Origin of the sequence: Janthinobacterium sp. J1-1 (assembly GCF_030944405.1) — a bacterium.
Classification (GTDB): Bacteria; Pseudomonadota; Gammaproteobacteria; order Burkholderiales; family Burkholderiaceae_D; genus Janthinobacterium.
Genome location: NZ_CP132339.1, coordinates 5,843,361 through 5,867,953 on the forward strand (window position 1 = coordinate 5,843,361; position 24,593 = coordinate 5,867,953).

General features: G+C 59.6%; 17 protein-coding genes. 10 read left to right on the top strand and 7 right to left on the bottom strand.

The features are described 5' to 3' along the window. Positions 1 to 258 precede the first annotated feature (258 nt). The 9 genes from Q8L25_RS26660 to Q8L25_RS26700 all read left to right on the top strand — a co-directional run bounded on the left by Q8L25_RS26660 (position 259) and on the right by Q8L25_RS26700 (position 8,030). The gene (locus Q8L25_RS26660) at positions 259 to 1,269 is read left to right on the top strand and encodes an ABC transporter substrate-binding protein (RefSeq protein WP_308922256.1); all 1,011 of its coding nucleotides are present in this window, start codon (positions 259 to 261) and stop codon (positions 1,267 to 1,269) included. A gap of 28 nt (positions 1,270 to 1,297) precedes the next feature. Further along, the gene (locus tag Q8L25_RS26665; protein WP_374694206.1) at positions 1,298 to 2,107 is read left to right on the top strand and encodes an ABC transporter permease; all 810 of its coding nucleotides are present in this window, start codon (positions 1,298 to 1,300) and stop codon (positions 2,105 to 2,107) included. An 11-nt stretch (positions 2,108 to 2,118) separates the two neighbouring features. Continuing rightward, positions 2,119 to 2,910, top strand: a complete 792-nt coding sequence (locus Q8L25_RS26670) for an ABC transporter ATP-binding protein (protein WP_308922258.1) — start codon at positions 2,119 to 2,121, stop codon at positions 2,908 to 2,910. Then, on the top strand, positions 2,911 to 4,800 hold the full coding sequence (locus Q8L25_RS26675; protein WP_308922259.1) for an ATP-binding protein: 1,890 nt from the start codon (positions 2,911 to 2,913) through the stop codon (positions 4,798 to 4,800). It abuts the gene before it with no gap. 20 nt (positions 4,801 to 4,820) lie between these two features. After that, positions 4,821 to 6,167, top strand: coding sequence for a sigma-54 dependent transcriptional regulator (locus Q8L25_RS26680; RefSeq protein WP_308922260.1), 1,347 nt, complete (start codon positions 4,821 to 4,823; stop codon positions 6,165 to 6,167). Between the two features lie 113 nt (positions 6,168 to 6,280). After that, complete coding sequence (locus Q8L25_RS26685) at positions 6,281 to 6,640, top strand: hypothetical protein (protein WP_308922261.1); 360 nt, start codon at positions 6,281 to 6,283, stop codon at positions 6,638 to 6,640. Between the two features lie 170 nt (positions 6,641 to 6,810). Then, positions 6,811 to 7,185 (top strand): hypothetical protein, encoded by a 375-nt coding sequence (locus tag Q8L25_RS26690; RefSeq protein ID WP_308922262.1) that lies wholly within the window; start codon positions 6,811 to 6,813, stop codon positions 7,183 to 7,185. Between the two features lie 120 nt (positions 7,186 to 7,305). Beyond that, on the top strand, positions 7,306 to 7,587 hold the full coding sequence (locus Q8L25_RS26695) for a hypothetical protein (RefSeq protein WP_308922263.1): 282 nt from the start codon (positions 7,306 to 7,308) through the stop codon (positions 7,585 to 7,587). Beyond that, on the top strand, positions 7,584 to 8,030 hold the full coding sequence (locus Q8L25_RS26700; RefSeq protein WP_308922264.1) for a hypothetical protein: 447 nt from the start codon (positions 7,584 to 7,586) through the stop codon (positions 8,028 to 8,030). Before Q8L25_RS26695 ends, Q8L25_RS26700 begins: the two co-directional genes overlap by 4 nt. A 7-nt stretch (positions 8,031 to 8,037) precedes the next feature. Here the strand turns inward: Q8L25_RS26700 and Q8L25_RS26705 are convergent, their stop codons facing one another. The 7 genes from Q8L25_RS26705 to Q8L25_RS26735 form a co-directional block, all read right to left on the bottom strand. Then, positions 8,038 to 9,771: a M14 family metallopeptidase gene (locus tag Q8L25_RS26705; protein WP_308922265.1), complete on the bottom strand. Its 1,734-nt coding sequence runs from the start codon at positions 9,769 to 9,771 to the stop codon at positions 8,038 to 8,040. Positions 9,772 to 10,182: 411 nt separating this feature from the next. After that, a complete protein-coding gene (locus Q8L25_RS26710; RefSeq protein ID WP_374694207.1) occupies positions 10,183 to 12,228 on the bottom strand; it encodes a peptidase domain-containing ABC transporter in 2,046 nt (681 codons plus the stop codon). Positions 12,229 to 12,469: 241 nt separating this feature from the next. Continuing rightward, the gene (locus Q8L25_RS26715; RefSeq protein ID WP_308922267.1) at positions 12,470 to 12,976 is read right to left on the bottom strand and encodes a hypothetical protein; all 507 of its coding nucleotides are present in this window, start codon (positions 12,974 to 12,976) and stop codon (positions 12,470 to 12,472) included. A gap of 96 nt (positions 12,977 to 13,072) precedes the next feature. After that, on the bottom strand, positions 13,073 to 13,429 hold the full coding sequence (locus Q8L25_RS26720) for a phospholipase A2 (RefSeq protein WP_308922268.1): 357 nt from the start codon (positions 13,427 to 13,429) through the stop codon (positions 13,073 to 13,075). 217 nt (positions 13,430 to 13,646) lie between these two features. Then, positions 13,647 to 14,987, bottom strand: a complete 1,341-nt coding sequence (locus Q8L25_RS26725) for an HlyD family efflux transporter periplasmic adaptor subunit (protein WP_308922269.1) — start codon at positions 14,985 to 14,987, stop codon at positions 13,647 to 13,649. A 206-nt stretch (positions 14,988 to 15,193) separates the two neighbouring features. Continuing rightward, complete coding sequence (gene pbpC, locus Q8L25_RS26730; RefSeq protein ID WP_308925813.1) at positions 15,194 to 17,338, bottom strand: penicillin-binding protein 1C; 2,145 nt, start codon at positions 17,336 to 17,338, stop codon at positions 15,194 to 15,196. A gap of 5 nt (positions 17,339 to 17,343) precedes the next feature. Next, positions 17,344 to 23,070: an MG2 domain-containing protein gene (locus Q8L25_RS26735; RefSeq protein WP_308922270.1), complete on the bottom strand. Its 5,727-nt coding sequence runs from the start codon at positions 23,068 to 23,070 to the stop codon at positions 17,344 to 17,346. Between the two features lie 426 nt (positions 23,071 to 23,496). On the opposite strand from Q8L25_RS26735, the gene Q8L25_RS26740 reads away from it, so the two are divergent. Further along, entirely contained in the window at positions 23,497 to 24,525 is a 1,029-nt protein-coding gene (locus Q8L25_RS26740; protein WP_308922271.1) for an OmpA family protein, read from the top strand. Positions 24,526 to 24,593: the final 68 nt, after the last annotated feature.

The following is a 24,593-nucleotide window of genomic DNA, read 5'->3' on the forward strand; positions in this document are numbered from 1 at the left end:
CCGCATCTGTATTGTTCTGTATTGATCTGCCTCAAGTCTTCATCGGCCAGTGCGGCTATCCGCACAGTTTTTTCGCCATGCGTGCGAAAAAACGGAAACCGTCCGGTAAACGTTTTGTGCACGCCACAATTTAACGTTTAGAAACAATCACTTGCCATTCTTTCCAAAATACGTTTCACTGGCACGGAAGATGCTCTTATGTTTTCCATGGCCGCCGTCAGAGCAGCCCGTAAAACACCATCATCTATTGGAGACAGCATGACCCACCCTGCCCGAGTTTCGTCTTTTTCATCCTTTTTCAACACCAAGGCCCTGGCCGTCACCGTCGCGCTGGCCGCGCAATTCCCCCTGTCCGTGCACGCCGCCGACCTGGTGCGCCTGGGCAACCTGAAATTCGCCCACTACGGCGCGGTCGCCTACATGAAGGAAATCGCCCCGAAATATGACCTGAAGATCGAGGAACGCATCTTCGCCAAGGGCCTCGACATCGTGCCGGCCATGATCGCCGGCGAGATCGACGTCTCGGCCAGCGCGCTGGAAGCGGCCATCACCGGCCGCGCCACCGGTCTGCCGGTCTACCTGGTCGGCGGTTTCGCCAAGGGTGGCGTGCAGATCGTCGGCCGCCCCGACCTCAATATCAAGGGCATCGCCGACCTGAAAGGCAAGAAAGTCGGCGTCACCCGTGGCGGCCCGCAGGAAATCCTGCTGTTCGCCGAACTGACCAAGGCCAAGCTGACCTGGTCCGACAAGCCGGGCAAGGACGTGCAGATCCTGTACATGGGCTACCCCGACCTGAACCAAGCGCTCTTGACCAAGGATATCGACGTCATGAGCCAGTCGGAGCCGTATTCGACCCAGGCAATCCACAAGAAATATGGCGCCGCCATCATCAAACCGTATGACACGCCGCTGGGCGAACCGGTGCGCGCGCTGGTGATGACGGAAAAAATGTACAAGGAAAAACCGGAAGTGGCGCAGCGCTTCATGGACTGCTTTGTCGCCGCCACCCGCGCTTTCCTGGCCGATCCGAAACTGGCGGAAAAATACGTGCGTGAATCGATGTTCAAGAACCAGATCACCAGCGAGGACTACCGCGACGCCATCGACAACGCCATCTTTACGGAAGACATTACCCAGAGCCACGTGCAGCTGACCACCGACTATATGGTGAAGTTCGGCGTCGGACGCATGGCCAAGCCGCCTGCCGCCAAGGACTGGGTCAAGCTGGACCTGCTGGAAAAAGCCAAGAAGTCCTACGCACCACGCTAACCCTGGAAGACTGACGATGAATGTACAAATGATGAAACGCCTCGCGCACGGCTCCATCGTGCCGGTGGCCGTGCTGCTGTTCTGGCAAGCCCTGTCGACCTTCGGCTGGATCAATCCGCAGATCCTGCCCTCGCCGGTGGCGGTGGTGGTGAAATGGTATGAATACCTGATCCCGATGGAAGCCTATACGCCCGAGGCCGGCAACTACCTGGTGTGGATGTTCTCGGGCGAACTGCCGCACGACGCCTGGGCCAGCCTGTCGCGCGTGCTGGGCGGCTTTGCCATCGGTGCCGGCCTGGCGCTGCCGCTGGGCCTCCTGATGGGCACCAACAAGACCATCTACAAGCTGTTCGATCCGCTGGTGCAGGTGCTGCGCCCGATTCCGCCGATCGCCTATATTCCGCTGGCAATTTTATGGTTCGGCCTGGGCAACCCGCCCGCCTTCTTCCTGATCAGCATCGGCTCCTTCTTCCCCGTGCTGATGAACACGATTGCCGGCGTGCGCCAGGTCGACGGCATTTATATCCGCGCCGCCCGCAACCTGGGCGCCAGCCAGATGACGATGTTCCGCCGCGTGATCTTGCCGGCGGCCACGCCGTATATCCTGGCCGGCGCCCGCATCGGCATGGGCACGGCATTCATCGTCGTGATCGTGGCGGAAATGATTGCGGTCAACAGCGGCCTCGGTTTCCGCATCCTGGAAGCACGCGAATACTTTTGGTCCGATAAAATCATCGCCGGCATGTTTACCATCGGCCTGTTCGGTCTGGCCATCGATATCGCCATGAATGCCCTGAATAATCATCTGCTGCAGTGGCACCGCGGCCTGGAACATTGAGAGGAAGCGCCATGACCACCATCAATATCAAAGCAGTCAACAAGATCTTCACCACCGGCGGCAGCGACGTGATCGCCTTGAAGGACATCAACCTGGACATCGCCAGCGGCGAGTTTATCTGCCTGCTGGGGCCATCGGGCTGCGGCAAGTCGACCCTGCTCAACGCGCTGGCCGGCTTTTCGCAGCCCACTTCCGGCCAGATCCTGGCCGGCGGCAAGCTGATCACGGAGCCGGGGCCGGACCGCGGCATGGTGTTCCAGGAATATGCGCTGTTTCCGTGGATGTCGATCGAAAGCAATATCGCCTTTGGACTGGAAATCGCCGGCAAGTCGCAGGCCGAGATCAAGGAGCGGGTCGACATGCTGCTGAACATGCTGGGCCTGACGGAATTTCGCCTGCGCTTTCCGAAAGACCTGTCGGGCGGCATGCGCCAGCGCGTGGCGATTGCCCGCGTGCTGGCCCTCGATTCGCCGATCATGCTGATGGACGAACCGTTCGGCGCGCTCGATGCGCTGACCCGCCGCAACCTGCAGGATGAGTTGCTGAAGATCTGGAAAGTGTTCGGCACCACCATCGTGTTCGTCACGCACTCGATCGAGGAATCGATCTACCTGGCCGACCGCACCATCGTCATGACCTACCGTCCCGGCACCATCAAGCGCGACGTGGCGATCGACCTGCCGCGCCCGCGCGACCCGAGCGACCCCGAGTTCAACCGCCTGAAACGGATGCTGGGCGAGATGGTGATGGAAGAGCAGCAACGCCATCACAATGCGGAAACGATGGCCAGCACGGCAGACTGATTGTTACAGCGACTGCACACCTTGAAACCGCCGGCAAGCGCCCTGCTTGCCGGCGCCTCGCTGATATCGCTGGTGGCGCTGACCTGGTCGACCCATGCCTGGGTGCAACAGCGCCAGCTCGATGAATTGCACCGTACCCTCGATACACGCGCCGAGCTGTACGCGGCGTCGATCGGCGGCGCGCTCAACAAGTATGAATTCCTGCCGCTGGCGGTGGCGCAAAGCGAGGCCGTGGCGCAGCTGATCGAGCAGCCGACGCCGGCCAAGGTCAGCGAACTGAACGCCTACCTGGTCGATATCAACCGCCGTGCCGGCGCCTTTGCCGTGTATGTGCTCGACGAAAACGGCACCACCCTGGCGTCGAGCAACTGGCAGGACGCCAGTTCCTATGTCGGCGTCAACTATGGCTTCCGGCCCTATTTCAAGAACGCCATCGCGGGCGGCATCGGCCGGTTTTATGGCATCGGCGCCTCCACCTTCGAAGCCGGCTATTTCATTTCGCAGCCGGTGCTGCGACACGGGCGCATCATTGGCATCGTCGCCGCCAAGGTCAACCTGGACTGGATCGAGCAGTCGTGGCGCTCGCCAGGCGCGGGCGAGCAGATCTGGGTCAAGGACGCCAATGGCGTGATCATCCTGGCCAGCACGCCGTCCTTCAAATTCAATACCCTGGCAGCCCTGTCGGCGGTGGCCAAGCAGGATATCAGCGTGCAACGCCAGTTCCTGCAAGAAAACCTGCCCATCCTGCCGCACCGTGTGCGGCGCCAGTTCGCCGATGGCGCCAGCGTGATGACACTGGAGCGTGCACCAACCGACCAGCTGCCGGCCTTGCCAGGCAAGGCCGACTACCTGGCCGTCAATCGCCCGCTGGGTCCGCTGCAATGGCAGATCACGGTGCTGGCCGAACTCGACCAGGTCGACGAAGCGGCCCGCAACGCCGCCATCGGCGCGGCCCTGGGCTGGGCGCTGCTGATGCTGGCCCTGATGTATGCACGCCAGCGCCGGCGCCGGATTGCGGACAAGCTCAAGGCCCAGCAAACCCTGGCGCTGGCCTATGAGCAATTGGAAATCAAGGTGGCCCAGCGCACGGCCGACCTGGTGCACGCGAATGGCCGGCTGCAGGCGGAAGTGGCCGAACGCGAACGGGCCGAGCAGACCCTGCGCTACGCCCAGGCCGAACTGGTGCAAAGCGGCAAGCTGGCGGCCATCGGCCAGATGGCGGCCGGCGTCACGCACGAGCTGAACCAGCCGCTGGCGGCCCTGCAGACTTTTTCCGACAACGCCAAGGTGTTATTGGCGCGCGGGCGCATCGACGACGCGCTCGACAACCTGTCGACCATTTCCGACCTGGTCAAGCGCCTCGGCTACGTCACCTCGCAACTGAAGGGTTTTGCGCGGCGCAGCGACGATGCGCGCAAACCTGTGTCGGTGCGCCAGGCGTTTGCGCAAACCATGCTGCAAGTGCGCACGCGCAAGAATTCACAGCGCTTGAGCCTGCATGAAAGCTGGCCCGGGGAAGACATCGTCGTGCTGTGCAACGCCATTGGCCTGGAACAGGTGTTCAGCAACCTGATCACCAACGCCATGGACGCCGTGCCGGAGACCGAAGCGGTGCAGATCTGGCTGCAGGTGCGCAGCGAAGGCGCGCTGGCCGTACTCCACGTGACCGACAATGGCCCCGGCATCGCGCTGGCCTCGCTGGACCGTATTTTCGACCCCTTCTATACCACCAAGGAACATGGCCTGGGGCTGGGCCTGTCGATCAGCGCCGGCATCGTGCGCGCGGCCGGCGGCGCGCTGGCCGTGCGCAACCGCTCCAGGGCCGAAGGGGGCGGCGCGCAGTTTACAATCACACTCACGCGTGACGACGATCACAAAGAAAACAAATAAAGAGACCAAGGATTTAGCGGATGCATGAGAACAACTTCGAGGGCATGCAAGTGCTGCTGGTGGAGGACGACGCCGTGGTGCGCAAGGGCGCGCGCCAGTCGCTGGAACTGGCCGGCCTGCAAGTGACGGCGGTTGCCACGGCCGAGGAAGCCCTGCCCTTCCTGGTGCCGGAATTTGCCGGCATCTTGCTCAGCGATATCAAGCTGCCCGGCATCGATGGCCTCAGATTGCTCGATATCGCCGTGGCGCAGGACGCCAGCCTGCCGGTGATCCTGGTCACCGGCCATGGCGACGTGTCGATGGCGGTGGGCGCCATGCGCCGCGGCGCCTACGACTTTATCGAAAAACCGTTCTCGGCCGATTTGCTGGTGGAAGTGTGCCGGCGCGCGCTCGACAAGCGCCACCTGGTGCTGGAAAACATGAACTTGCGGCGCCAGCTCGAGCAGCGCGTGGGCATCGAGGCGCGCATTGTCGGCCGCAGCCCGGCCATGGCCAAGGTGCGCCAGCTGGTGCTGAACCTGGCGCCTAAATCGGCCGACATCATTATTCTGGGAGAAACCGGCACCGGCAAGGAGCTGATCGCGCGCTGCCTGCACGACTTCAGCGAGCGGCGCGATCATCCGTTTGTGGCGATTAACTGCGGCGCCCTGCCCGAATCCATTTTCGAGTCGGAACTGTTCGGCCACGAAGAAGGGGCGTTTACCGGCGCCCAGCGCCAGCGCATCGGCAAGATCGAGTATGCGAACGGCGGCACCCTGTTCCTCGATGAAATCGAAAGCATGCCACTGGCACTGCAAGTCAAGTTGCTGCGCGTGCTGCAGGAACGCCAGGTCGAGCGGCTCGGGTCGAATAAGCTGATTTCGGTCAACTTTCGCGTGATCGCCGCCGCCAAGGAAGATTTGAATCTGCTGGCCGAACAGGGCAAGTTTCGCGCCGACCTGTATTACCGCCTGAATGTGGCCAGCCTGACCCTGCCAGCCTTGCGCAACCGGCGCGAAGATATCCCGCTGCTGTTCGAATTTTTCGTGCTGCAGGCGGCGCTGCGCTACGGCCAGCCGGCGGCGCTGGTCAGCGGCGAACTGCTGGGCTCACTCATGGCGCAGCGCTGGGCCGGCAATGTGCGCGAACTGCATAATGTGGCCGACCGCTTCGTGCTCGGCTTGCTGGACGACACCTTGAGCCCGGCCGGCTGCCGCGAAGCCTCGCTGGCCGAGCAGGTCGACGCCTTCGAGATCTCGATTATCGAAGAGGCGCTGCGGCGCCATAACGGCAATGTGATCGAGGCAGCCACGGCGCTGAATATTCCGAAGAAAACCCTGTACGACAAGCTCAAGCGCTTCGATATCTCCACCGAGCAATTTCGCTGATGCCTGCATGTTTGCCAGCCATGCGCCCACATGGCGCAGAGGCGTGCTCCTACTTGCCGTGATCGCTTTCGGTGACAAAATGAATGCTCTTAATCCAGATCAAGGAGCTTTCCATGAAATCATCCTCACTGATGTTCGCCGCCCTGCTGGCCGGCGCCGCTTCCCTGGCGCAAGCCCAGTCGAACCCCAACCCGCCGGTCGATGCACCGATGCGTGACAGCACCAGCACGCCGCAAAACGGCGAAGCGGAAAAAATCCAGGATCCTGCGGGCCAGCTGGACAAACGGGAAAAGAAACACGCCAAAAAACCGACCAAAAAGGTGCAGTCCGAGGCGCACAACAATCCCAACAAGCAAGGCACGCCGATGCCGCCGCCACCACCGAACATGCAAAACGCGGCCGACAAGAAGGGCTCAAGCAGCAATATGGGCGTCGCACCACCACCGCCTCCGCCACCGCAGCCAGCACAATAACCGTCGCCGCCCAACGGTGCCATCGCCGCGAGGCGGTGGCAAACGGCCGGTTCACTCGGACAAAAGTGATATCAGGCAATTGCCCACAAGACCATGAGGCGTGCTCCTACTTGCGGTCCTCGCCCTGCATGTGACAATGCCGCATCATTATTCACCACAGGACACGCACCATGAAAACCGCCGCTCTTTTGCTTTCCGCCACCCTGATGACCGTCGGCGGCGCCTGGGTACAAGCCCAGTCGACCACCAATCTGAACCAGACCGGCAACCACGTCAATAACAAGGCCGATCCGGGCCAGCAATCGGACCAGTCGGACAAGCTCGACAGCAACGGCAAGCCCATGCCGGGCAGCAAGATGCGTCAACACGACCGTCCTGCCAAGGTCAAGCAAGCAAGCAAGCGCCACCCGGCACCGACGCCCGCCACGCCTGCCACCCCCGCCACGCCGCCGGTTCCCGGCACGCTGTCGCCGCCACCGACCCCGGGCGTGCCGACCATGCCGATCCCACCCGTGCCGCCGACCACGCCAGCGACCATGCAATAAGCCTCTTCCGCCATGGCGATGCCATGCCGCCTGATGGCATGGCATAAATCTTTTCTTTAAAGTAACTTTTTTTGGCAACCTTGCGTTAAGATGGATGCATCTCTTTCTTAATAAGAAATCATGTTTTCCGTCGAACGCAAGTGGTGGTTTTACCTGCCCCTGATGGTGCTGGCCTGCCTGTCCACGCTATTTCTCTTTCGCAGCGCGCAAGTACCCAGCACGGGATCGCTTGCCTATTTCCTTATCTTTTGCCTTGTGCTCTGCCTGTTTGCACCGCTTGCTGTCATTCCTGACGTGGCTGTTGCTGTTATGGCTGGCACCCAAGCTGGCGGACCGTCGCATCGCCGCCAAATGACGGCCCGACGTTGGCAAACTACCTCACTTGAAAACAATCTGTCATGAAAAAATACCTCGCATGCCTGCCCCTGCTGCTGCTGCCACTTGGCAACGCCTGGGGTGTCCTGGTCACCATCTCGTCCGGCAGTTCGGCAAAAGAAGAAATGGTCACCTACAAGACCGAATGCGGACAGGCATATTATTATCTCGATATAAACAAAACCACGAAGCAAGTCAATTATTCAGTAGAACCGATCCGTGCAGGCACGCGCAGTGAAGTCGATATTTCACAGTCCGAACTGGCCCGCCTCTTGCTAGACGAGACATTTTTCCACAATATCGGCACCTCCTGCGGCGCGGGCATGAACGTGGATGTGCGAGGTTTCCATCTCGGTGGAAAAACGCCCCGGCAAGGCGTGCGCTATTGGGCCACCATCCGCGATGATGGCCAGGTGCTGAGCCAGCGAGGCCTGCATGACATTTCGATCGAGGAAATGTCGGACCGTTGAGGCCAGCTCACCGCGTGGCCGGCGATCCGTCGCGTTCCATCAGCACCGGATACGTCCACCTGGCGCGGCCCATATAGTCCGAACGGTCCCGCCACCAGCGCAAGCGCGCCTGCGGGTCGCTGGCCAAGGCCGGGTCGCTGGCAATCGCGGCCAGGAAGGCGGTACGCAGTGCAGGCTGCGTTTCCATCATCCGATCGGCCCATGGCGCCAGCAAATGGCGCGCGATGGACGACTCTGGTGGCAGCGCCTGGTCGAACCAGCCCATGGCCAGGTAGGAATCATCGCTGTCCGGCTCCAGCAAGGCCGTCGCCAGCAGGTGAAAAGGCTGGTTTGCCGGCACACGCACGGCGCCAGGCGGCAGCGTGAGGTTCTTTGCCGAGCGCAGCAGCGTTCTGTCCTTGCCTGACGCCATCCGCACCGTCTCGACCGTGACGCTGCGCGGCGCGTCCAGCACCTCCATCGCAATGCCATGCGCGCGCAGCGAGCCGATAATTTCCTGTTGCTCGGGGCCTATCCACCAGGCGCGCGGCAGCGCCACTTCCTTGATCGGCCTGACGCCAAATACCGGCATGTCGATGGTCACCGGCTCGCCGGTCCAGCGCAGCTCGGTGGCGCCGGAAGCTTTCGATACATAAGACTCATAACGATACCCCTTGAACGCCTGCCGGGCAAACGGCGCCGCTTCGCGCTCCCAGCGCACCATCAGCTGCGACGGTTGCGCCGCGCGGTCGCGCGCCTTGGCTGCGGCTATCTTTGCATGGTCGCGCGCCACGGTTGCCAAGGACTGCTCCAGCAGCACATAAGTACCCAGCACCCGGCGCTTGTACGGCTTCATCGCATGATTTTCGACCAATACCGTCGGTATCCCCGTAAAGTCGCCATAGCCGGTCGAATAGCGCGGCCCTTCGGCGCTGATGCGCAGGCCAAGGTGCGGTGTCTCCTCGTTGACCCAACTGGGGTAGATCGCCGGCACGTGGCCCTGTCTGGCCAGCGCCGCATCGATATCGGCGCGGTAGTCCCGCATCAGCCAATCCGCCGTCGCTTTGGAGCGCGCATACGTGCCCCAGCCGGCAAAGGTGTAGGTCACGTCATATTGATAATCGATGCCGTCGCTGACATGCACGTCGATATACAGCGCGGGATCGTACTGTTTCAGCAGCTTGACGACGGCGGCGATTTCCGGCGACTGCAGGCGCGCATAGTCGCGGTTCAGGTCCAGCCCCTGCGCATTGGTGCGCGCGCCTTTCACTTGCGGACCACGCTGGTGCGGGCGGCCATCCGTACTGGCGTTTTCATGCGCATCGACATTCAGGATGGGAATAAAGACCAGGTCGACCTGGTCGAGCATATCCTCGCGGCCGCGCAGGGCGATATCGCGCAACAGCATCAGCCCGGCATCCTTGCCGTCGATCTCGCCCGCATGTATGCCGGCCTGGACCAGCACCACCGGCTTCTTGCCGCCCGCGCCGTTCGCGGGCTTTTTCGCCAGCACATAAAACAGCTCGCGGCCCTGGTAACTCTTGCCGAAAGCATGCACGGTGATCAACCTGGAGGCAGCGCCCAGCGAGCGTACATAAGCCATCGTCTGCGCATAATCCGGCGATGCCAGGAAGTTCGATTGTTCGAGCGGTGTTGCCCAGCGGTCCGACGCGGCCATTGCAATCTGTTCGCTGGCGCCATGCCAGGGCGAAGCGGGTGGCAGGACATCGATGGCGGCCGCGGCCGCAATACTGGTACTCATGAATAAGATAAGGGAGGAAATCAAGGTTGCCAAAACCGGCCTTTCAGGATGCGTGGACAAACGGCGAAAGGACACCACTAACGATAATGATATCTCATTATCGTTTTTAGTTCTTTTCCTTATCCTGAGATTGCGCCACTTGAGCAGAAAACGCCAAGGCACGCAGTTTCCACCGGCAGCGGCGTATTGGCAGGCCTGGCAATGGGCGCACACCGATTCTCCCACACCTGCAAGTTTGAACTTCACGACGCCGGTGCTAGGAGCAAGGAAAAAGGAGAGTATGTATGCCAAGCCCGAGTCGATGGCTGGATCATGGCGGACTAGCTGGACGAGGACGGCGACGTACGGCCCACCTGCGGCATCGCGCTGACGAACATCATCAGCGCTCCTTGTGGCCGTCCTCAGCAATGGTCACCCGCCGACCAAGGGCTGAGCCGGGCGTAATTCCATAACCTTTCCCGCCTGCAATCCAACAACACGTTCAGCTGCATCAATAGTTTCCCGGCGGTGCGCCACCATGATGCGAGTCAACCGCAATTGGCTCAATACCATATTGACTCTGCGCTCGTTATTCATATCCAGATGGCTAGTTGCCTCATCAAGTGCCAATATGCGCGGCTGCTTGTACAAGGCCCTGGCTAGCAATATGCGTTGCTTCTGCCCGCCAGAAAGGCTGCTGCCCATGTCACCGACAAGGGTCTGATATCCCATTGGCATCTGCACGATTTCATCATGAACTGCCGCCTGTTTCGCACAGCGCTCAACAATCTCACGCTCGACGCCAGCATCAAAGAAAGCAATATTATCTTGCAACGAACCTGCCAGCAATACATCGTCCTGCATTACCGTTCCGACCAGTTGCCGGTATGCACGCATACCAATCTGTGTGATGGGAACATTGTCGATCAGGACTTCTCCCTCGCTGGGCGCCAATAGACCAAGAATAATCTTGCATAAGGTCGTCTTGCCGCACCCACTTGGACCGACCAAGGCCAAACTCTGGCCCGCAGGAATATGTAAATCGATGCCATCGAGTATCCAAGGCTCACCTTCCGCATAACGAAAGCGAATATTTTTCAGGGTCAGACTGCAATCAAAACGATGCAAATCCGTTTCATGTTCATGCAACGCTTCAGCGGGTTCAAGCACGATGTCAGCCAAACGTTCGGCATGCAAACTCAGCATCTTCAGGCTGACCAGCAAATCAATCAAGCTAAACAATCTGGAGGAAAACGTTCCTGCATAGCTGGAAAACGCCATCAGCATGCCGATCGTCAACGCATTTTTCATGACGAGCTCAGCACCGACATAAAACAAGGCAAGCCCCTGTACGCTGAAGATGGCAGTGCTGCTAACCTTGAACAGAATACTCAGTTTCTGCGTTTTGACGTCACGGTTTATCACATCCTGCTTCAGGTTTTGCCAACGCACCCGCCGCTCCGCCTCCTGCCCAAACAACTTCAGCGGCATAATGGCACGAATCGTTTCAAGGAAATGACTGCTTTCTTTCGCCGACAAGACCAAGCGTTCCTGAGACGCCTCACGCAACGGCTGATAAAACGTCCAGCGTAGCAACGCATACAACAAGACCGCTGCTAACACCAAGAACGACAGCTTGGGGCTATACATGAGCATCATGCCCAAGGCCATAATGGCCATCAATCCATCGAGCGCACTTTCAACAAACAGGCTAGTCAGTGTTCCCTGTATCGAAGCAATACTGCCGAAGCGCGAGACGATGTCGCCCAGATGGCGCTTCTCGAAGAAGGACAACGGCAAACGGGTCAGATGGGCAAAGATACGTATTGACCATTGCAGGCCAATATCCATGCTCCAACGCATGAGAAACCAACTGCGTGCGAGGCTGATCGCTGTCTGCGTAACAATCAACAACGCAAAACCACACACCAGCACTTTCAGCAGATCCAGATCTCCGCTGACAATTACTTCATCAATGACGAACTGATTGAACAGGGGCGACGCAATCGCAAAAATTTCCAAAGCAAGGGCAAGCGCCAATATCTGGACTAACGCACGACGCAGGCCAAGCACATGGCCGGTCAAATCGCGTATGGCAACCTTGCGTCGCTCATCTGCCACAATAAAATCAGCATTTGGCGCCAACTCCATGGCCACACCAGTGAAATGTTTGGAGACAGTATTCAACGGCATACGGCGCTCACCAATTGCAGGATCGAGTATTGTCACCATAGTGACACCGCGCCACGTCTTGCTGACTTTTTTCAGAACAACGAAATGATTGAGATTCCAATGCAAAATACTGGGAACTTGCAACTGTGACAATTCATCCAGTTCCAAGCGTAATGGACGTGCCGCGAGCTGCATTGATGCGGCATGACGCATCAACTGCTCCAGCGTTACCCCTTTCAGGCTGATGGGAAAACGGCGACGTAATTCGGCCAAATCCGTGTGATGACCATAAGAGCTGGCAACCATGGCAAGGCACGCCAAGCCACATTCGCTGGACTCCGTTTGTAGGACAGTGTGCATAAATTAAATAGAGAGGAACACAGCCTGCTACAAGCAAGCTCGAAAAGCGACACCCTTGCTCACGCTGCCGCCGCGTGGTGGAAAAAAACAGGTCTGAAAAAATCATGTCACGATGCATGGCGCTATAGCCAATTAACCCGCCCATGGAAATCATCGGGAAATTTCCATCTCCAACGGGAGAAAAATACTAAAGCTCACGGCGATCAAATAGCCATATGCCATCTTTTTTCACAAAAACGAATTTATCAAAATAGGGGCTACCTTTGTCAGGAACTCCACGAAATTCTGCAGATAGCGATATCATTTCTGGATCATGCAGTACCCAATTATATATTTTTATTGCCAAATAATAATTATACTGATTGTTTTTTGGAGGAAATTTTATATTAGCCATGCCATTTTTTGTGGCAATTTCTGAAAAACCATCTATCGGGGCCTGAACAAAACTTAATTGCACAAAGAATCTGGCTATCTGATTCACTGCTTCCCTCACAACAATCAAATCTTCATTTTTTTTAATCCCTGAAAGATCCATCCTGTTTTTTGTTTTTATATATGGAGGCTCTTTTAAAAAAATTAAATCCATCTCCCCCCCGGAAACTGAATGTTCGCGCGGCGAGGAAGTCATGCTGGCGGCACATCCTGAAATACAAAAAAACATTAAAAACATCAAAAAACAAAATAAATTCTTCAAGATAATCCCCTGATAAAAACCAATTTACATCATTATGGGAAGAAAAGAGGAACACGATTTTACTTGTTCCTCAATCCTGCGATTATTATGCGTTAATCAATAAAGCTCATTCATCACTTGATCAAAGTCGCTACTTCGTCCGCCAGCGTTTCCGCTACTTCCGCCACCTTGATAAAAGGAGCCTCCAAAAATTGAAACCCCTGCGCCGTACACTTCCGCCATAACGTTGCAAGCGAACGAATCGTTATAGTTCGTTTCACAAATATTGTGCATATCTGCTTTAAATATCGCGTCAGCTTCTGCGCGACTGTAAGGCGAACCCGAGCTGTAGTTATTATCATGCATGTCGCAAGCATCACGGAAATTGAAACCAAATGGGGCGTCCGGTACCAAGGTACAACCATCACCACCGCCAGCGACCGCTGCCAATTCTTTTAGTACAATCATGCGCATTTTTGTTATCCTGTTTTTAGGTTGAGTTGACCATCCGGAAAGATGGTTTGATGCCACCGGCCAGCGTGCTGTCACACAATGACCGGTTTTCGTAGTAAAAGCAGAACGGATGAGGTCACGCCTTGTTCGTTCTGCTCCCGACTAAAACATGCTATCGTGACAAGATGTGACATAAATATTGCAAAATGAATATTGAAATTCCATTCGTGGCGTTTCCTTAGCGTGTTATGGCCAATAGTGGTTCAGCAATCCACTCCCATATTTTTCTCTTATCCTGCAGTACGTCAGCCTCCAGCGTCATGCCCGGTTTCAGTGCCTGAAGCTTGCCATATGCATCTATCGTCTGGCGATCAGGCTTGACCTTGATACGATACAGCGCCTCATTACCATTAAATCCGGCAATATTTTGCTGGGCATTGGAGAGGATGGTGCTGGCAATATTCTGTGGCAGTTCGGCCGGTGCAAACGGAGTCTTGCTTACATCAGTTACCGTCCCGCGTTGCAATCCAAACTTTTGATAGGGATAGGCTTGATAACGAATCTGTACAATCTGTCCAACTGCCACGAATCCTGCGGTACGGCTAGGTGCATATAAGTGCACTTCCAGCGTCGGCTCATGCACCAGACCATCTTGCCCAGAAGCGAACTTCTCTGTTTGAGGAATCAAGGTTGCAAGCGGTTGTCCGGCATTGACAGCCTGTCCCCGTTGATAGGTGATAGTTGTAATCGTGCCGGACTGTGGTGCTATGATAAAAGTTGCCTTGCGGTTACTGTTCTCGGCAACCTCCTGCTTTAACATTGCTTGTGCTCTTTGTAGCTGAGCAAGATCAGTTGACAAGCTATTGAACAGCGCGGCCTGCTCGGCCTCCAGGTTCAGCCGATTAGCCTGCAACTGAAGACGCGTTCTTGTCAGGCTGGAAACTCGCAAACCAAGATCAATAAGGTCTTCCTGTTTCTGTTGGGTTTGTACTGGAGAGACATAACCATTTGCCTGCAAGGTTTCATATTTTTTCAGACTTTCTTGAGATAAGTTATAACGCCGCTTTGCCAGATCTATTTCCTGTGCAAGCTGCAACATCTCTGTCTCCTGATTTTTCAGGCGTCCAATAATTTCCGATTTTTTATCACCATGTTGCGCAATGCGTACACGCTGTTCCGCATCAAGGCTTTGCCGCCTGCTGAATAATTGTTGTTCGATCAAAAAAGTCAATTCCCCACCGCTGCTGTGACGCTCGCTCGATAGTTCAAATAATGTCTGACCTGCAGATACTCGGTCACCTTCATGCACGAGACTGCGAATTAAAACACCATCATTTCTTGCATTAATCCCAATACTTCCCGTATCAGGAATCAAGATACCGGCCGTGCGCGCTTTTTTTGTTACGCTACCTACTATAGAAAAAACAATTAAAGCACCTGCAATAATTAAAGAAACACCTGCGATTAACCAGTTGGATAAAGGTTGACTCAATCGAATAGCGCCCAACCATTGTTGATTGAACGAAGTTACAACTTCATCTCGAAACAATGGCAATTCTGATTCATTATCAATCGACATAAAAATTCAAAAAGCAAGTAGCCTCAGGCAAGAAGATGGCAAGAGTATAATTTCCGAATGGAAATGTAAATATTTTTTATCAACTTATTCGATAATTTTTCGATTTTTTAATAATTTTTTATCTTGACAAATTGGCTGGATTTTTAGTAAAAATACAATTTCACTCAATCCGAAGAATCTGATTTTCTTGTAATAAAGGGGAAATTTCAGTCAACAGAAAAAAAAGGTGGAATGATGTCAGTGACGACAGACGAATCTAGTCTCGCCAGCGCATTGCCGCGCACCTGAAAGGCCGATTGCGCCACCGCCTTGCCGCTGGCGTTGGCCAGCGCCAGCCTATGCCGGCCCGGCACCGGTTTCCAGCTGATGCTATCGTCGGCCGGCCCCAGGTCCTTGCCGTCGAGCCGCCAGCGCAAGCCCTGGCCCGCCTGCGCCTGGAAAAACACGCGCTGCAGGCGCTGCGGAATATCGGGATCGATGGCCAGGATGCTGTCGTCGGCCGGATAGACGATGGCCGGTGGGCGCGCGGTGGCGTCCAGCACGGCAATCAGCGCGCTTTCAGTGCCGGCGATAAACCATTCGCGGCGCGGCGCTTCGACCGCCGGCTGGTAAGTCACCACCTGTTGCAGCACGCCCGCGGGCGGCCTGGGCGCATGGCTGGCCACCTGCCTGTGCAGATAGGCTATCACGTCGTGCCAGACGGGTGCGGCGCCCGTCACGCCCGATACGTCCCACATGGGCTTGCCGTCGAAATTGCCGACCCAGACACCCACCGTGTAGCGCTCGGAATAGCCGACGCACCAGTTGTCGCGCATGTCCTTGCTGGTGCCGGTCTTCACGGCGCTCCAGAAATTCGTGCCCAGCTCATTGCGCAAGCCAAAGGTCATGCTGCGCGCGGCGCGGTCGGACAGGATGTCGCCGACGATAAAGGTGGCGCCCGCCTCCATCACGCGCAGCTTGCCTGCGCCAGCCTGCCCCGGCCGCACGCTGGCCGTGCTGTAGAGGCCGCCATTGGCCAGCACGCGGTAGGCGTTGGCCAGCTCCAGCAGGGTCACTTCGGACGAGCCCAGCGCCAGCGAGGGGCCATAATATTCGGCCGGCTCCGTCAGGCTGGACAGGCCGACCTCTTTCAAGCGATTATAAAAACTGTCCTGGCCCGTCAGCAGCACCGTGCGCACGGCCGGGATATTGAGCGAGCTGGCCAGGCTGGTGCGGGCGCTGACATGACCCTTGAAGTTGCGGTCGTAGTTTTGCGGCACATACATGCCGGCGCCGGTGGCGATATCGAGCGGCGTGTCGTCCATCACGGATGCCGCCGTCAGCAAGCGGCGCTCGATGGCCAGCCCATATAAAAAGGGTTTCAGGGTCGAACCGGCCTGGCGCGGCGCAGTCACGCCATCGACTTCGCTGCCGCCGGCATTGCCGACATAGGCAAGGATCTCGCCGCTGCGGTTGTCCAGCACGATGATGGCGCCGTCGTTGACATTGCGCTCGCGCAGGGACGCCAGTTGCTGGCGCAGGTTGTCCTGCGCAAAGCGCTGCAGCTGACCGTCGAGGGTGCTGGCCACTTGCGCGCCGGCCTGCTTCAACAGCTGGCGCGCCACTTGCGACGCCGGCGCTGGTGCGGCGAACTGACTGCTGCGCTGCAAGGCCGTTTGCACGCGCTGGCCGATCAGCTGGCAGCTGCTGTCCATGCGCCACTCCTGCGCCAGCGCGCAGGCGCGCCGCGTCACCGCCGCCAGTGGCGCGTTGGGCGCGCGCACCAGGCTGGCCAGGATAATGCCGTCGGTCTGGTTCAGCCCCGACGGCGCCTTGCCGAACAGATAGTTCGAGGCGGCGGCAACGCCCTGCAGGTCGCCGCGAAACGACACCAGGTTCAGATACGCTTCGAGGATCTGCGCCTTGCTCCAGCTGGCTTCGATCGCGCGCGCGGCGCGCATCTGCTGCCATTTCTGAGCCACGCTACGGCCGCTTTTTGACGGCAGCAGCGCGGGGTCGAGCTGGCCCGCCAGCTGCATGGTGATGGTGGAGGCGCCCCTGGCCTTGCTGGAGAACAGATTGTCCCAGGCCGCCGTGGCCACCGCCGGGATATCCACCCCGCCATGGCGCATGAAGCGCCGGTCCTCGGCCAGCAGCACCGCCTGCTGCAGGGCCGGAGAAACATCGGCCAGCGCCACCCACGGCAGGCGGCGCGCCAGCATATCGACCCGCAACGATTGCAGGCCAGCACCGCCACGGTCCAGCAACCGCGCTTCCGAGCTGCGATACGCGGCCTGTACCTGGGCCGGCGTGGGCACCGCCTGCGCCAAGCCAGGCAGGGCCAGGCTGGCGCACAGCACGGCAATGACCATGCTTTTCACTGCGCGACCTGCACGTTGGCGTTCGGACTCTCGCCAAACATCTCGGGCGCATACATCGCTTCGATGCGCGTGGCAGGCAGGCTGAAGTCACCCGCATTGTTCAGGCGCACCGTATATTCCACGCTCCACGTGCCCTTCGGCACATAGGCGTAATAGGCGCGGAAGGCGTCGAAGGCGCGCTCCTCGTAGGTGGGCCAGACCCGGCCCGCCACTTTTTCGCCGGCCGTGGCCAGTGCCGAATCGCGGCCCAGGCCATTGCCCAGCACGCTGGCGCTGGCCGGGATCGGATCGCCGACCACCACCCAGCTCATGTCGGCCTGGGCCGACAAATCCAGGCGCACGCGGTAGACGTCGCCACGCGACCATTTGCCGGCCGTTTTCCGCTCGACCGCCGTGACGGTTTTTTTGATCGTGTAGCCGCTAGCCAACGGCGCCTTGAGCGGGATCGCCGCCAGGCTTTGCACGGTGGCCCAGGGCTTGCCGCTACCGCTGTTGGCCAGGCCCAGGGTATCCTTGCCGGCCGGCCAGGCCTGCAACACAGGGCCCAGCTTGTCGGCGTTGTTCCACACCAGCGTTTGGGTATCGCTGCCCAGCTTGGCGGCGACGGCGCCCGTGACTGGAGTGGACTCGAACTTCGCTGAAAATTTCGCGATCGCCAGGGTGCCCCAGGCATTGGCCACCGTGGTGTCCCAGCGGCCCTTCTTCTGGCGGCCCAGGCTACCGCGCATCAGGCGGCCGATATCGTCTTTCCAGGCCGGCTCGTCCAGCACGGCCAGCAGCAGGCGGTTGGCGTTGACGTCGCCGGACACCATCAGCCACCACCAGTTGTCCTTGCGCTCGGTGGAAAAGCCCATGGTCGTGCCCTGGAAGTTCAGGCGGCCACGCAAGATCTGCTGCGCTTCGGCCAGCAACACGTCGCGGCGCGCCAGCTTCGGCGTGCGCCGCAACAGCAGCGACCAGTCGATCACGGCCGAGGTCGGCCACAACTTCGGATCGATGCTGATCGATTCGAGCGCATCGGGCGGCACCTTGCCCGAGCGCGACAGCGCTTCCAGCGCCGCCAGCTTGCGCACCGCCAGGTCGTTGGTGGCCAGCGCCGCATGGCGCACGATACGCCCCTGCACGAAAGCGGTGAGGGCTTCCTCCATGCGGTTCTTCACCTGCTGCGGTATCGCATAGCCCGCTTCCGCACTGGCCGCCAGGATATACGCGGTCAGGCTGTCGCTGCCCTGCTCCATCGACGGGAAATATTTCAGCAAGCCATCCGCATCGAGATAGGCCGGCAGCTTGGCCATGGTGGCCTGCCACAGGGTTTTATCCCCCAAGGCGATGGCTTTCGAGCTGCTCTGCTCGAAGCAGGTGTAGGGGTAGGCCTGCATGTATTCGCGCACGCCGGGCAGGTCGCCACCGAGCCTGGCGGCAAAACTGGTCTGGATGCCGCCACGGCCCGGCAAGGCGCCGGCTGGCAGTTGCACGGGAAGATTGAGCGGCTGGTCGAGCTGCACCAGGGTCGCCTGGTAAGTACGCACCGGCGTGGCCTGCATCACTTTCTGCGTGATCTTCAGCTGATCGGTGCGCCCGCCGGCTTTCGCGCTGACTTGCCACACGACGCCGGCCGCGCCCATAGCCACCTGGTAGTCCCAGCCCGTCTCGCGCGCTTCGCCGGCCGCCAACGTGAGACTCTGGCGCGGCAGCGCCTTGCCGGCGGCGCTGGCATTGAGTTCCACGTTCAGGGAAGCCGAGGTGGTATTGCGTACCGTAAAGCCCGCGCGCAACTGATCGCCTTCGCGCACCACCGCCGGCAGGCCGGACACAATGATCAGGTCCTGCGAGGATCGGATATCCGTGCTGCCGGTGCCAAACAACTGCTGGCCGGCGCTGGCGATGGCCACGATGCGAAAGCCCGTCAATGAATCGTTCAGCGGCACTTGCAGCGTCGCTTCGCCCTTGGCGTCGAGCTTGACCGTGCCCTGCCAGAACAGCAGGGTGTCGAACAGCTCGCGGCTGGCGCCCTTGCCGCCGCCACCGCCGGCCGGGAAGGCCTTGCGGCCGAAGTGGCGCTTGCCGATCACCTGCATCTGCGCGGTCGACGTTTCCACCTGCAGGCTGCGGCGCGCCATCATCGCGTCGAGCAGCTTCCAGCTGTCGTTGGGCATCAGTTCCAGCAAGCCCGTGTCGACGGCGGCCAGCGCCACTTCGGCGCCGGCCGGCAGCGGCTGGCCATCGGCGCGGCGCACGCGCACCGACACCTCGGCCTTGTCGCGGGTCTTGTACACTTCCTTGTCGGACACCACCATCACGCGCAATTCATGCGCCCGCCAGCCCACGTTCAGGGGGGCGATGCCCATCTTGTAGGCCGGCTTGCCCAGGTCGACCAGGGCGGTGGGCTGCACGCCGTCGACCCTGCCGCGCACCACCAGCACCGACACATACACGTTCGGCGCGTAGTTGGGCTTGACGGGAATCGTGACCACCGGTTCGCGCCCGCTCAACTGCCGCACATAGGTGTCGAGTATGCCTTCGCGCTCGACCGTGATCAGGGCCGTGCCGGCGCGAAACGGCATGCGCACCTGCAAGCTGGCCTGTTCACCCGGTTCATGGCGTTTCTTCTCAAGCAGCACGTCGATGCGGTCATTATCGCTGGCGTCGAACCACCAGTCGCCGCCGCCGGCCACCCAGGTGTCGCGGTTGGCCACCGCCGCGCGGCCGGCGCCATCCTGCGTGCTGGCGCGCAAAATCAGATTGCCGCTGGCGGGCGCCTTGACGTCGCACAGCAGCAGGCCTTTGGCGTCGGTCTGGCCGGTGCAAGCCTGGCCCAGCTTGACGATCTCGCTGGTGTTTTCATAGGCATAAAAGCCGCCGATCAGGCGCCGGCGGTGGGAATAACTGTTGCGCTGGAAAAAGTCGACCGCCACCGGCGCATTCGCCACCGGCTTGCCATCAAGCGACAGCACGGCCACCGTAAACTTGAATTGATCTTTGCTCAAGGCCCAGGCGTCGGGCTTGATGCCGATCACCACGCTTGACGGCCACAACGGCACGCGGGTGGCGACCGAGGCCGTCTCGCCATTGGCGTCCTGGAACGCCAGCTCGGCCACCAGGTCGCGCGGCGTGGCCAGCTTGGGCAGCTGGTCGACCACGATGCGCGCGCCGCCGGCCTGATCGAGATTCAAGCTTTGCGTGCGCGCCGCCTGCGCGCCGCCAGGCCGGCCATTGCCTTCATCCTGCCATTCGCCGCCATCGTCCTCCTCGTCCGTGCCTTGCCTGACCAGGCCCTCTTTCACATCGCCATTGCTGAAGCTGTAATCGGCATAGTCGGCAAACGTCACTTGCTTGTCCTGCAGCAAGGTGCGCAGCTTGACCGGCGCACCGGTGGCGGCGCCGCCGACCAGGTAGTTGATCTGCGCGTCGAGGCTGACGGACGACGCTTGCACTGCGGGGTTTTTGGGTCCCTGCAGCACGGCTTTCATGGTCGGCACGCGGAACGCTTCGACGCGAAACGTTCCCGACGGCTTGCCGGCCATGCTGACCTGGTACTCGCCCTGCCTGGCGTCCAGCGGGATCACCCAGTCGTTCTCGGCCGAGCCACTGTTTGACCAGCGTAATGGCAGCTCGTATTTCTGCTCGCTGCCCAGGTGGGCAATCACCACCGAGGTGGCGCTGCCCGGGCCATTGCCCTTGCCCACCAGTGCCAGGCCCTGCTCCGTATGCCTGCGAATAAAATGCTTCATGTGCACGGTTTCGCCGGCGCGCAGCAAGGTGCGGTCAAATACCGTGGCCAGCAGGGTATTGTCGGCGCGCGTGTCGTCGGTGGGCAGGTTGAAGCGCCACGATTCGATGCCGCCGACCCAGTCCGACAAGGTAAACGTCATGTCGCCGCCGCTGCGCGCGCTGACAAAATAATTGGCGTTGTTCTTGCAGCCGGACCGGGCCAGCTCTTCGCGGATCTGCGCCACGCCGTTGTTATCGGTCACGTCCTGCCACAGCAGCTTGCCGGCACAGTCGCGCACCGCCACTTGCGCCCTGGCCACCGGGGCGCCCCTGTCGAGCGAGGTGACCCACACCAGCGACGATTGCGCGCCGTGCTTGAAGTGGGCCGCCATATTCGTCACCAGCGCGGCCGTGCGGACATACGCCGTGGAGGGCTTGCCCTGCACGGCCTTGCCGAGCATGGGGCTGGCCAGTTCCACCACATAAAAGCCGGGCTTGGCCAGCGGTATGCCGATCACCTCGAACGTTTTCTTGCCGGCCGGGCGCGGCAGTTTGATGGCGCGCGTGCCGGTCATGCCGTCGAGCACGGATTTTTTCATGCCGCCCGCATATTGCGCACTCGGCTGCCAGTACTCGCTTGCCTTGCCATCGCCGGCCAGGCGCCGCAGCCACTCGATGATGAACTTGTCGTCATGGTCGGGCACGCGCAAGGTGGCGCCGCTGGCGCCGTCCACGCCGCCGATTTCCTTGCCTGACAGGACGGGTTCGATATTGCGCACCGTCACCGGCAGCAAGCCATCGCCTTTCGCTTCCAGGATGCCGAACGGCGCCGGGAACTTCAGCAGCGGCGGCTGCTCGCCGGTGCGCACCGTCATGGGAAAGCGCGCGCGGTTGAGCAGGTCGCGGCCGGCGTCGTCCTGCAATGTGGGCGGCAGCGCCAGCACCAGGCTGGCTTGCTCGGGAAACGGCCCCTTGAAGGTCGCTGCGGTGAGGAATTCGGCCTTTTCCTCGCCTTCGGCCAAGCTCGGCTGCCAGGTCTTGCCATCGCCTTTCAAGGTCATGGCGCGCACCAGTTCCGCTTTTACGGGCGCGGAAAACTGCACGCGCATCGGCAGGAAGGGGATGCACTGCTCTTTCGGATTGCTGCGCTGGCAGCTGAAGCGGGCCGTGAAGTCGGGCCGCGTCTTGAAGTTCAGGGTCTGCGCCTTGTCGGTGGCGATGCCGCCAGCCCCGGCACTGGCGATCCCGGCGCCCCATACCAGCGATACCTTGGCGTCGGCGGGAAAGCTGCGCTTGCACTGCAGCACGGTGACGGGCAGCGGCGGCGCGCCCTTGCCGCGCGCCAGCATGCCGCTCTTCCACTCGCTGCCGCGGGCCTTGAAGTACACGCTCAGGTAGCGGTCGAGAAAATGCTTGCGCAAGGCCAGTATCTGCTCCAGTTCCTTGCCCTGCAGCAGGCGCACGGCGATCTTTTCATTGATGCCGTCGGCGCGGCAATACGCGTTGGCGGCAATGCTGGCCTCATCCGGCACCGCATCGAGGCCCAGCACGAACACCTGGTTTTCATCGATATATCGCTGGCCGTCATGGGGCGCCGCGTCAACGATGGCCGGCCCGCCGGTGGAAAAGCGGTAGCTGGCCTGGCCCTGCACGGCTTTGCCCGCCTGGTCCTTCAAGTTGGCTTGCAAGGCAAAAGTGCAGGCCACGCCGCCCGGCAAGTCGCGCTCGAAGTCATACGCCCAGTTGCGCTCATCGGCCCAGCGCCCCGTGCCCGCCACCACGCCCGGCGCCGCCTTGCCGCAATCGATGGTGAATGGCGCGGGCAGCGCCATGTCGCCGAACGGCACCATCGGCGTGCCAAACCGCACCCTGACCTGGCGCACGGCCTTGACGGTACCGGTGGGCGAGAAGCTTGCCACGCCGCTGTCGGCCCGGGCCAAGGGCTGCACGACGGCAGACAGCACAACACTGGCCAGGCACAGCAGCATGGACTTGGGGTGGAGGTTGGGCACGGGATGGCTCCTGGCAGGACAGCTGACAATGCGGAAAAAGCAGACTGGTCGGGCGAGGCTGGCTATAACACTGTTGTATAAGTTATCAAGCTCGCCATTGTTGTTAATATACATCGGTCGGCATGGCCCAGTCGTACGATAGACGCCTGTGCCCTCTGGTGATTTCATGCCGCGTAGTGAAAAGGACTAAACAATTTAGTGCTTAAAAATGTTGTATTTGTCTCAGTTTTGCAACACCATTGATATACAACAATCCTTTGTGCGCTAACGCACCGACCGGTTGAACTCGGAAACGTATTCTCCAATCCAACAGCAGTGCATCTCAAACAAAACATGCGCATCTGGAATTGTTGTCGCAGTAGAACGCAGACCATCTAGTCGTTTGATGTGTTAAGAAAAAATCTCTATTAACGTTGGGAGTTACTTGTGAATAATTTAAAAAAAATCGCCGTTGCCGCCGCCGTCTTGTGCTCGTCCTTCGGTGCACAGGCTCAGGAAATCAATCCATCCTGGTACATTCAACCAAGCATTAATGCTTCGAAACCAGATTCGGATTTCTCTTCCGACAAAACCGGCTATGGCGCTGGTCTGCGCTTTGGTAAGCCAGTTTCGCCACAGTGGGACATGCAGTTTGGTACCACCTACACCCGTTCGAAAGACAATGGCAACCGCTACCAGCAAAATACGCTGGGCGTCGATGGCCTGTACTTCTTCACCCGTAATCCAGGATTCGCTCCGTTCGTCGTCGTCGGCGCCGGCATGCAGCGCGACAAGGACAACGGTCCTCTGGGCGAACGCAGCAAGAGCTCCCCATACGCCAACCTGGGCCTGGGTTTCCAGAGCAAGCTGACCGACCAGTGGTCGACCCAGTTGGACGTGCGCAATGTGCATGGCTTCCTGCGCGGCAATACCTTCCCACAAAGCAAATCGAGCAACTGGTATGTCAACGTCGGCCTGAACTACGCTTTCGACAAACCGCCGGTCGCCGCCCAGCCAGCCCCACCACCGCCGCCACCAGTGCGTGAAGAAGTCGTCGTGGTTCCACCACCGCCACCACCGCCACCAGCACCACGCTTTGAAAAAGTGACGATGGCCGCGACCGAACTGTTCGCGTTCGACAGCGCCAAGCTGGCTCCGACCCAGACCAAGCTGGACGAAATCGCCCGCGTGCTGAGCGCAGCACCGGATGTCAACAACGTGGTCATCAGCGGCTACGCCGACCGTATCGGTTCGGCCAAGTACAACCAGAAGCTGTCGCAGCAACGTGCTGATTCGGTCAAGGAATACCTGGTTGCCAAAGGTGTTGCCGCCAACCGCCTGAGCGCCGAAGGCAAGGGTTCGACCAATCCAGTCGTTACTTGCGATAACAAGAAACGCGCTGACCTGATCAAGTGCCTGGAACCGAACCGTCGCGTTGAAGTCGAGCAAATCACGATCGAGCGCCGCGTACGATAATTACGTTTGTTAGTGGTACGCCACTGTTAAAAAAAGGGGCCGCGGCCCCTTTTTTCCATTGAAAGCCA

Bases quoted from the DNA above. Each gene is read 5' to 3' on its own strand.
- Q8L25_RS26660 (WP_308922256.1), top strand. From the start codon at position 259: ATGACCCACCCTGCCCGAGTTTCGTCTTTTTCATCCTTTTTCAACACC.
- Q8L25_RS26665 (WP_374694206.1), top strand. From the start codon at position 1,298: ATGATGAAACGCCTCGCGCACGGCTCCATCGTGCCGGTGGCCGTGCTG.
- Q8L25_RS26670 (WP_308922258.1), top strand. From the start codon at position 2,119: ATGACCACCATCAATATCAAAGCAGTCAACAAGATCTTCACCACCGGC.
- Q8L25_RS26680 (WP_308922260.1), top strand. From the start codon at position 4,821: ATGCATGAGAACAACTTCGAGGGCATGCAAGTGCTGCTGGTGGAGGAC.
- Q8L25_RS26685 (WP_308922261.1), top strand. From the start codon at position 6,281: ATGAAATCATCCTCACTGATGTTCGCCGCCCTGCTGGCCGGCGCCGCT.
- Q8L25_RS26690 (WP_308922262.1), top strand. From the start codon at position 6,811: ATGAAAACCGCCGCTCTTTTGCTTTCCGCCACCCTGATGACCGTCGGC.
- Q8L25_RS26695 (WP_308922263.1), top strand. From the start codon at position 7,306: ATGTTTTCCGTCGAACGCAAGTGGTGGTTTTACCTGCCCCTGATGGTG.
- Q8L25_RS26700 (WP_308922264.1), top strand. From the start codon at position 7,584: ATGAAAAAATACCTCGCATGCCTGCCCCTGCTGCTGCTGCCACTTGGC.
- Q8L25_RS26705 (WP_308922265.1), bottom strand. From the start codon at position 9,771: ATGAGTACCAGTATTGCGGCCGCGGCCGCCATCGATGTCCTGCCACCC.
- Q8L25_RS26710 (WP_374694207.1), bottom strand. From the start codon at position 12,228: ATGGTTGCCAGCTCTTATGGTCATCACACGGATTTGGCCGAATTACGT.
- Q8L25_RS26720 (WP_308922268.1), bottom strand. From the start codon at position 13,429: ATGCGCATGATTGTACTAAAAGAATTGGCAGCGGTCGCTGGCGGTGGT.
- Q8L25_RS26725 (WP_308922269.1), bottom strand. From the start codon at position 14,987: ATGTCGATTGATAATGAATCAGAATTGCCATTGTTTCGAGATGAAGTT.
- pbpC (WP_308925813.1), bottom strand. From the start codon at position 17,338: ATGGTCATTGCCGTGCTGTGCGCCAGCCTGGCCCTGCCTGGCTTGGCG.